This window comes from Chthoniobacter sp. (assembly GCF_040003245.1).
GTDB lineage: Bacteria > Verrucomicrobiota > Verrucomicrobiia > Chthoniobacterales > Chthoniobacteraceae > Chthoniobacter.
Genome location: NZ_JBDUCX010000275.1, coordinates 1 through 8,380, shown reverse-complemented (window position 1 = coordinate 8,380; position 8,380 = coordinate 1). Strand labels below are relative to the sequence as shown.

The 8,380-nt window shown below is 62.9% G+C and carries 6 protein-coding genes; 4 read left to right on the top strand and 2 right to left on the bottom strand.

Features of this window, described 5'->3' with window-relative positions; all coding sequences use genetic code 11:
* Together metH and ABJF10_RS26590 are read right to left on the bottom strand one after the other, a co-directional pair.
* Positions 1–2,464: methionine synthase (gene metH / locus ABJF10_RS26595; RefSeq protein ID WP_348547654.1), on the bottom strand; the 2,464-nt coding region annotated here is incomplete at its 3' end.
* A gap of 96 nt (positions 2,465–2,560) precedes the next feature.
* On the bottom strand, positions 2,561–3,085 hold the full coding sequence (locus ABJF10_RS26590; RefSeq protein WP_348547653.1) for a hypothetical protein: 525 nt from the start codon (positions 3,083–3,085) through the stop codon (positions 2,561–2,563).
* A gap of 55 nt (positions 3,086–3,140) precedes the next feature.
* Here ABJF10_RS26590 and ABJF10_RS26585 point away from each other — a divergent pair, with 55 nt between their 5' ends.
* The 4 genes from ABJF10_RS26585 to ABJF10_RS26570 all read left to right on the top strand — a co-directional run.
* The gene (locus tag ABJF10_RS26585) at positions 3,141–5,780 is read left to right on the top strand and encodes a M1 family metallopeptidase (protein WP_348547652.1); all 2,640 of its coding nucleotides are present in this window, start codon (positions 3,141–3,143) and stop codon (positions 5,778–5,780) included.
* 22 nt (positions 5,781–5,802) lie between these two features.
* Positions 5,803–6,705, top strand: a complete 903-nt coding sequence (locus ABJF10_RS26580; RefSeq protein WP_348547651.1) for a transglutaminase family protein — start codon at positions 5,803–5,805, stop codon at positions 6,703–6,705.
* Entirely contained in the window at positions 6,702–7,550 is an 849-nt protein-coding gene (locus ABJF10_RS26575) for a transglutaminase family protein (protein ID WP_348547650.1), read from the top strand. The genes ABJF10_RS26580 and ABJF10_RS26575 overlap by 4 nt, the downstream gene beginning before the upstream one ends.
* A partial coding sequence (locus ABJF10_RS26570; RefSeq protein ID WP_348547649.1) for a transglutaminase family protein occupies positions 7,537–8,380 on the top strand: 844 nt, incomplete at its 3' end. The genes ABJF10_RS26575 and ABJF10_RS26570, both read left to right, overlap by 14 nt.

The following is an 8,380-nucleotide window of genomic DNA, read 5'->3' as shown; positions in this document are numbered from 1 at the left end:
GGATCTTCTCGCACGGCACCATCACGCCCATGTCGATGACCTCGTAATTGTTACAGCCGAGCACCACGCCGACGATGTTCTTGCCGATATCATGGACGTCGCCCTTCACCGTGGCCATGAGCACACGGCCCTGGGTACGGACTTCACCGCCCGCAGCGAGCGTCGCCTTCTTCTCCTCTTCCATGTAGGGCAGCAGATAGGCGACCGCCTTCTTCATCACGCGGGCGGATTTCACGACCTGCGGCAGGAACATTTTGCCTGCGCCAAAGAGATCGCCGACCACGTTCATACCGTCCATCAACGGCCCTTCGATGACTTGCAACGGCCGGGCGTATTTTTGCCGCGCCTCCTCGGTGTCCTCGACGACGAAGGCGTCGATCCCTTTCACCAGTGCGTGCGAGAGGCGTTCCTCCACGGGAAGCATGCGCCACTCCTCAGTTGTTTTTTCGACCGTGCCGGCGGCCTTCTGCTTCACCGATTCACCGAAGGCGACCAGCTTCTCCGTGGCCTCCGGGTTGCGATTCAGCAGCACGTCCTCGACGAGTTCGAGCAGCGCCTTCGGAATCTCCTCGTAGACTTCGAGCATGCCCGCGTTGACGATGCCCATGTCGAGCCCGGCCTGGATCGCGTGATACAGAAACGCCGAGTGCATGGCCTCGCGCACCACGTTGTTGCCGCGAAAACTGAACGAGATATTCGACACGCCACCACTGACTTTGGCCTGCGGCAGGTTCTGCTTAATCCAGCGCGTGGCCTCGATGAAATTGACCGCGTAATTGTTATGCTCCTCGATGCCCGTGGCCACGGTGAGAATATTCGGATCGAAGATGATGTCCTGCGGCGGAAAGCCGACGCGATCCACGAGCAACCGGTAGCTGCGCTCGCAGATCTGGCACTTCCGCTCCAGCGTGTCCGCCTGCCCCTGCTCGTCGAAGGCCATGACGACCACCGCCGCGCCGTAGCGCCGCACGAGTTGGGCCGACGCGAGGAACTTCTCCTCGCCCTCCTTGAGCGAGATGGAGTTGACGATGCCCTTGCCCTGGATGCACTTCAGGCCGGCCTCGATGACCGACCATTTCGACGAGTCGATCATGATCGGCACCCGCGCGATATCCGGCTCGCTCTGGATCAGGTTGAGGAATTTGGTCATGGCCGCGACGCCATCGAGCATCCCCTCGTCCATGTTCACGTCGATGATCTGCGCGCCGCTCTCGACCTGCTGCTTGGCCACGGTGAGCGCCTCGTCGTAGTTATTCGCGAGGATCAGCTTCGAAAACTTCGGCGAGCCGGTGACATTGGTGCGCTCGCCGATGTTGATGAAGTTCGTCTCCCGCGTCTGGTTGAATGCCTCCATGCCCGAGAGCCGTAGTTGCGGGGCAATCTCCGGCACCACACGCGGCGCGAAGGCGCGCACGGCTTCGGCGATCTTTGCAATATGCGGCGGCGTGGTGCCGCAGCAGCCGCCCACGATATTCAGCCAGCCCGATTCCGCCCATTCGGCGATCTGCGGCGCGAGCGATTCGGGTGTTTCGGGAAAGCCCGTCTCCGACAGCGGATCAGGCAGCCCCGCATTGGGGTAAATCGAAACGTGCACCGGGGCGATGCGCGACAACTCCTCCACATACGGCCGCATCTCCTTCGGCCCGAGCGCGCAATTCAAGCCCACACTCAGCGGCTCGGCGTGCGACACGGAATTCCAGAACGCCTCGCCGGTCTGCCCGGTCAGCGTGCGCCCGCTCAGGTCGGTGATCGTGCCGGAAATCATGATCGGCAGATCGCGCCCCAACTCGGCGAGCACGTCCTTGGTAGCAAAGATCGCGGCCTTGGAGTTGAGCGTGTCGAAGATCGTCTCAATGAGCAGCACATCCACGCCGCCCTCGATGAGCGCCCGCACCTGCTCGGCATAAGCCTGCCGGAGTTGATCGAAATTCACCGCGCGAAAGCTCGGGTCGTTCACGTCCGGCGAAATCGAAGCCGTCACCGACATCGGCCCGATCGCCCCGGCGACAAAGCGCCGCTCGCCGAGCTTCGCTTCGATGTCATCCGCCGCCTTCCGCGCCAGCCGCGCCGCGACGAGGTTCATCTCCCGCGCGAGCTCTTGCAGAAAGGGGTCGTCGATCACGCGCTGAAAGAACGCCTGGTCCTTCCGCACGCCCGATTCGTGCTCGAAGAAGAAATCGTGCTGCCCGATGGTCGTCGCGGAAAAGGTATTCGTCTCGATGATGTCCGCGCCGGCCGCGAGGTACTGCGCGTGAATCTCCCCGATCACCTCCGGCTTGGTCAGCAGGAGCAGCTCGTTGTTGCCCTTGAGGTCCTTGCCCTTCCAGTCGCGAAACCGCTCACCGCGATAATCCGCCTCCTGGAGCTTGTAACGCTGCACCATCGTCCCCATGGCGCCATCGATGATTGCGATGCGCTTTTGGAGCAGTGCGGCGAGGGGATGAAGAGGTTTTGCAGCAGACATGGGTCGAGCAATAGACGCCACCTCTCCAGAGTAATCAAGCAACAAATTTACGCATCATGATGCGACGATGGGTCACTTTAAAACACTCGGAAGACATCATTCATATTTCGCCTCCTCGGCTTCGAGTTCCGCCGGCAGGTTGCCCCACTGCTCGCGTCCCCGAATAAACATGACCCGCATCGTGAAACCGCCAAGATATTTGCCGGATGAAAGCTCGACCTGCCAGTCCACGAGATCGGTGACAGCCTGAGTGTGCAGACGCTCCACCCTGCCAGTGTGGGTCACCGGTGGCGTGAGGTAGCGAAGATCCATCTGGTCGCCGCGAAGCGACAAGACCTCAGCCCACAGAAACTCTGTGATCCCGGAGCTGGTGACGAAAGGCACTTTGACCCGAGCGCCATTGTTGGGCTGAGCCTGTGCCTCGCGAAAGCGCGGAACGGTTTCAGTCGCCGTTCGCCTGGCTTCGACCATCAACGGGTCATCGGGATCGATGGAGAGTGGCGGCATCTCAGGGCGGGCGATATGAAAGAAGCGCCACCACAGGAAAAGCGCGCCGACGGCCACGACCGGAATGATGCCTAGGAGGATACGCATGACCGTTTGTACAAAGAACTGGTCCAAAGCCAAAGTCTTCCTGCTTTCCTCTTCCCGCTCTCTCGCGCACATTCCGCACTCCATGTCCCGCCATATACACTCCTGGATACTGCTCTCTTTTTGTGCCCTCAGCGCACTCGCGAGCGCCGAAGAACCCTTTGTGTTTGAGAAGAACTCAGGACGTCTGCCCAAGACGGTGATCCCGCGGCGTTATGAAGTGCGGATCGATCCGAGTATCGAGAAGGCGGCGTTCAGCGGAGACGAGACGGTCTCGCTGGAAGTGCGGCAGGCGGTGCGGGAGATCGTGCTGCACGCAAGCGGGCTGGAGATCACCAACGCCCGGCTGCTGGCCGCGAAGGAAATCGCGCTCACGCCGAAGCTCAATGCGGAAGAGCAGACGCTGACCTTTGCGTTGCCGGAAGAATTGCCGCCGGGGAAGTATCAGCTCGCCTTGCATTTCGCGGGCAAGCTCACGGAACAGCCGCGCGGCATTTACATCTCCCCTTACCAAGCGAACGGTGTGACCGGAAAGGCGATCGCGACGCAGATGGAAGCGGTCGACTGCCGGCGCATGTTCCCCTGCTGGGATGAGCCGGCCTTCCGCGCGGAATTCGTCCTCACCGCGGTCGCCCCGGAAAAGCAGCGCGCCATTTCGAACATGCCGGTCGTTTCCGAGAAACCGCTGGGCGATGGGCGCCGCGAAGTCGGCTTCGCCCCCACGCCGAAAATGGCGAGCTATCTCGTGGCGCTGGCCATCGGCGATTTCGAGGAAGTGCGTGACGAAGTCGAAGGCATCCAACTCGCCGTGCTCACCACGCCGGGCAAACGCGAGCAGGCGCGCTATGCGCTGGAGTCGACGAAGAAGATCCTGACCTTTTATCACGAGTATTTCGGCCTCAAGTATCCCCTGCCCAAGCTCGATCAGCTCGCCATTCCCAGCACCGGCGCGGGGGCGATGGAGAACTGGGGCTGCATCATCTACAACGACAACAGCCTGCTCTACGATCCGGCGACCAGCGCGCAGACCATGCGCGAACGGTCCTTTGCGGTCATCGCCCACGAGATCGCCCACCAGTGGTTTGGCAATCTCGTGACCATGGCGTGGTGGGACAACCTTTGGCTCAACGAAGGCTTCGCGAGCTGGATGGGCACGAAGGCGACCGATCATTTCAATCCCGATTGGAAAGTGTGGCTGCGGGCCGCGGGCAGCAAGGAATTCGCCATGCGCCTCGATGCCCGCGCGACCACGCATCCCATCCAGCGGCCGGTGGCACAGGATTCGCACGCCGCCGATGGCTTCGACGAGATCACCTACAGCAAGGGCCAGGCCGTGTTGCGCATGATCGAGAGCTGGCTGGGCGAGGACACTTTCCGCAGCGGCATTCGCGCCTACATGCAGCAGCACGCCTATAGCAACACCACCACCGCCGATCTCTGGAACTCGCTCGCCACCGCCTCCGGCAAGCCGGTGCGCGAATTCGCCGCCGGGTGGACGGAACAGCCGGGCTTCCCCGTCGTGACGCTCAGTGCGCTCCCCGCCGGCAGCCAGGCCAGCGTGCAGCTCGAGCAGGCGCGCTTCACCATTCACCAAAAGGATCCGGCGCCGCTGCGCTGGCAAATCCCGGTCATCTACGGCCCCGCGGGCGCGCCCAATCACGCCTTGCTCACACTGCTCAAGGACGCCACGCAACCTGGCGCCCTGCTCGAGCCCGACGCGGCGATCAAGGCCAACATCGGCGACGTGGGCTACTATCGCGTGGCCTACGACGCGACGCTGGCCAGGCGCCTGCTCAAGGCTGCGCCGCTCCTCGCCGAGGCCGACCGCCTCAACGCGCTCAATGATTCCTGGGCCATGGTGCAGGCCGGCCGTACGCCGGCCGCCGATTGCCTCGACCTCCTCAGCGCGCTGAGCGACGACCGCTCACCCACCATCGTCCAACGCCTCGTCGATGTGCTCTGGACCATTGACGGCCTGGAACGCGGCACGAAAAACCGCGACGGCTTCCACACGTGGGCGCGCGAATTCCTGCTTCCGCAATTCGCGCGCCTGGGCTGGGAACCTAAGGCCAGCGAATCCCCGCTCGACGCCACGCTCCGCGGCTCGCTCATTTCCATCCTCGGGGCGTTCGGCAGCGAGGACATCACGAGTTCCGCACGCGCCCGCTTTGCCGCTTACCTGCACGATCCGGCGTCTTTGCCCGGCGACCTGCGCGGGGCGGTCTTCTCCGTGGTCGGCCACGATGCGGATGCGCTCACCTGGGAGCAATTGCACAAGGCCGCGAAGAAGGAAGATAGCTTCGAGCAAAAGCGCTCGCTCTACAACGCCCTCGTCTCTGCGCGCAATCCCGCGCTCGCGTCGCAAACGCTCGCGCTCGCGCTCACCGACGAACTCATCGCGCAGGATGCCACCCGCCTCGTGCAACGCGTCGCCCACGATGGCGAGCAACCCCAGCTCGCCTGGGATTTCGCCCGCGCGCACCTCGACACGCTGCTCGCCAAGCTCTCGGATCACGCCGCAAACCGTTACGTCCCGCAAATCTTCGAGGCCTTCGATGACGCCACTCGCGCCGATGAGCTGGAGGCTTTCGCGCAGAAAAATCTTCCGGCCGTCGCCGCCACTTCCGTGGCCCAGTCCGCCGACAACATCCGTTTCCAGGCGGAATTCAAGGCGCGCGTGTTGCCGGAAATTGACGCTTGGTGGCAGGCGCGCGTTCGGCGATAGTCCTCAATTACTCAAGGGCCTGATGGAGTTCGAGATCACCCACGTCACACATTACAAATATGGACATCCCGCCGCCGAGGCCTACGGCGAGGCACGGCTGACGCCGCCCAGTCTTCCCAGCCAGACTGTGCTCAGCCATCGGCTGGTGATCGACCCGGAAGTGCCGACGTCGGACTACATCGATCATTTCGGGAATCGCGTGGATTTTTTCTCGCTGCCCTTCCGCCACAAGCAGCTCTACGTGAGCAACCAGGCGGTGGTGCGCACGCATCCCGTGCCACTGCCGGCCAGCAGCCTCGAATTGCCGGTTCAGGAAGCCCGGCAGATTCTCGGGTCGGTGATGACCGATATCTTCGACTACCTGCAAATGACGCCCGGCGTGCAGCCGACGCGGGAATCCGTGCAATGGGCGAAAAAGTACCTGTCCGGCCGCGCCCCGCTCGGCGAATCGCTCCAACGCTTGAACGAAGCGATCCACGCGGAATTCAAATACAAGCCGGGCGTGACGGAGAACTCCACGCCGCTGACGACGATCTGGAAAAACAAGATCGGCGTCTGCCAGGATTTCGCGCACGTGGGCCTCAGCATCCTGCGCACCGCCGGCCTGCCCTCGCGCTACGTATGCGGTTACATCGAGACCGACCCGGTGCGCGACGCCGATGGCACCCTGCGCCGTATGACCGGCGCGGTCGCGACGCATGCCTGGATCGAGGTGCTCGTCCCCGGCATGACGTGGGTGGCCATCGACCCGACCAATCGCCAGTGGATCAATGAACGCTATGTCACGGTGAGCTTCGGGCGCGACCAGCGCGACGCCACCCCGCTGCGCGGCACCTTCAAGGGCAGCGGCGGGCAGAACATGAAAGTGCGCGTGATCATGAAACGCCGCACGCCAAAGCTGGAGAAAGCGAAGGTGGCTTCTTGAAAGTAGGCATTCATTACCAGACGCAGTACGCCTACGCGGAACCCGTCAGCTTTTCGCCGCACCTCTTTCGGCTGTTTCCAAAATCCGATCGCTACCTTTCCGTGCGCCAGCTTGCTTTCCAGACGAACCTGGACGCGACGGTGAACTACCGCCGCGACCTCTTCGACAACGAGATGGCGTCCTGCTTCTATCCGCAGAAATCCGCGCTCCTCCAGGCCGGCCTGCAAATCGAACTGGAGCTGACCCCACGCAACGCCTTCGGCTTCCTGCTCGAGTCGCATGCGCTCAATTTGCCCTTCACTTATACAGCGCAGGAGAAACACGCGCTCTCGCCCTATTTGCAAAACGGCCCGGCGCTCACCCTGCCCTTTTGGCAGCCGCCGACCTCGCCCCAGCCGACCGTCGATGCGCTCGTCGCCTTGAACAGCGCCATTCACGATCATTTTACCTACGAGCGGCGTGATGAAGGCGCCGCCTACACGCCCGAGGAAACGCTGCGGTTCGGGCGCGGCTCGTGCCGCGATTTCTCCGTGCTCCTCGCCGAAGTGGCGCGTGGCCTCGGCCTCGCCACGCGCCTTGCCAGTGGCTATCTCTGCGAATTCGGCAGTGCGGAAAAACGCGCCGAAGGTGCGCTGCATGCGTGGACGGAAATCTATCTTCCCGGCGCCGGCTGGGTCGGTTTCGATCCGACCAATGGCTACCTCTGCAATCATCACCACATTACCGCCGCGGTCGGCCTCACGCCCGAAGATATATCACCCATCCTCGGTCGCTACTTTCACCCCACTCCCGTGGCCGGCAGTATGACGGCCTCCCTGCAAATCATTTCTCATGACGATCCCTAAAGCGCTCGCCCATGTTGCCGACCAAGTCGAAGCGACGTTCGCGAAGCAGAACGTCCGCCTGACCCTTGGCGGTGAGCCTACCTATCTTCCCATCGATCCCGTCGGCCCCGAATGGAGCGTTACCGCGCTCGGCCCAACCAAGCTGCGCTACGGTTACGCCCTGGCCGATGCGCTGGTCGCGCAGTCGCTTCCACGCGCCGTCGCCATTTACTCTCCGGGCAAATTCTACCCCGGCGAAGTCAATCCCCGCTGGGCCATCAACCTTGTGTGGAATCGCGACGACACGCCTCTCGTGCCTTCTTTCGCCGCCCACGACGATGGTTCCAAAAAAATCGACGCGAAGTCGTTCCAGCAATTTGAACAAAAGCTCGCCAAGCGGCTCGCCCTCAAAGGCGGCTGGCTGCGCGCCATCGATCCGTTCGACAAGACGCGGCCCGCCGCCGTGCTCCCGCTCGATTACGCCGGCAAGTCTTTCGTCGTGGAAGATTGGCGTAGCGGCAAGAGCGTTGAACTCCTGCGCACCGAAGGCCCCGCCGGACTGCGCCTACCGCTCAACAGCCTGCCGCCCGACGTCAACCGCCGCGCGCTCACGGCGGAAATCGTCGAGGGCCGCCTGCACGTCTTCCTGCCGCCGCTGCTGCAAAAACCCTTTCTCGCGCTGCTCGAAGCCGTGGCTGCAACCGCTCGCGAGCTGGGTCTCGAGGCGCCTCATCTCTCCGGTTACGTCCCCGGAGACGACGACGCCCTCTGGACGCGTCTCGCCGTGGCCGCGGATCCCGGAGTCCTCGAGATCAATCTCCCACCGTGCGCCACGTGGCGCGAATATGCAG